Origin of the sequence: Elstera litoralis, assembly GCF_000963705.1 — a bacterium.
GTDB lineage: Bacteria > Pseudomonadota > Alphaproteobacteria > Elsterales > Elsteraceae > Elstera > Elstera litoralis.
Window position 1 is genome coordinate 1 of the sequence record NZ_LAJY01000917.1, and the last position, 1067, is coordinate 1067.

A 1067-nucleotide genomic window follows, 5' to 3' on the forward strand; every position below is an offset into this window, starting at 1 on the left:
CCCGCACTAACGCGTGGTTTGCAGGATATTCTATCCGTGCGGACACAATTTTTTGTGCCCACGGATAGAATAAACTATGAGAAATTCTGAAGGTAAGAGCCCACGAAATACGAAACCTCGCTTTAACCCTGGGTCGCTCCCGAGGTTGAGGAAATATGTGGGGCGCGGTCCCGTGTTCGCGTTGCTAACCACCCGGCACCAGCCGAAATTTATGCGGGATACAGCCGTGATCGAGAAAACTCGCGCAGCCACACACGTCAAACACATACGATCGCATTTAAGAGACACTCGAAACAGTTATTATCGATATCTATTTTAAGTTATTTCCTACGCCTCTTGAAAAGAAGCGCAATCAAATTATTATCACGATCATCCCGAATTGTGCAGGAACTCATAAATGGCTATTTTTTTTACGGGCCTCGGGCGCAATCCAGAGGCCGCAATTCTCGATGCGTTCCATCAGTCTCAAGCCCTGATCGAGTTTGATTTAGACGGTACAATTTTAACCGCCAATGCGAATTTTCTAAAGACCCTCGGGTATCGGCTTGAGGAGATTAAGGGAAAGCACCACAATATTTTCGTGCCCTCTCATTACACTAAAAGCAATGAGTATGCTGAATTCTGGAAAAACCTTCGGAATGGAATTTTTCAACAAGCCGAATATATGCGCCTCGGCAAAGGTGGCCGTGAAGTCTGGTTGCAGGCAAGTTATAATCCCGTGCGCAATCGTACTGGTAAGCTGGTTAAACTCGTCAAAATCGCCACCGATATCACCGCCCAGAAGCAGCAGGCCGCCGATTATAGCGGGCAAATCGATGCCATCGGGCGGTCCCAGGCGGTGATCGAATTTTCCCTTGAGGGGAAGATTCTGGCCGCCAATGCCAATTTTCTCAGCATCTTCGGATATCGCCTGGAGGAGTTACAAGGCCAGCATCACCAGCGTCTCATCGAGCCCGAGTATGCCAAATCGTCCGACTATCAGAGTTTTTGGACCAAGCTCAGCCGGGGCGAATTTCTGTCGGCGGAATATAAGCGCCTCGCCAAAGGCGGCCGGGCGGTTTGGATCC

At 49.5% G+C, this 1067-nt stretch carries 1 protein-coding gene; it reads left to right on the forward strand.

Features of this window, described 5'->3' with window-relative positions; all coding sequences use genetic code 11:
- Positions 1-397 precede the first annotated feature (397 nt).
- The coding region (locus VZ95_RS20720) for a PAS domain-containing protein (RefSeq protein ID WP_045777552.1) at positions 398-1067 on the forward strand (670 nt) is incomplete at its 3' end.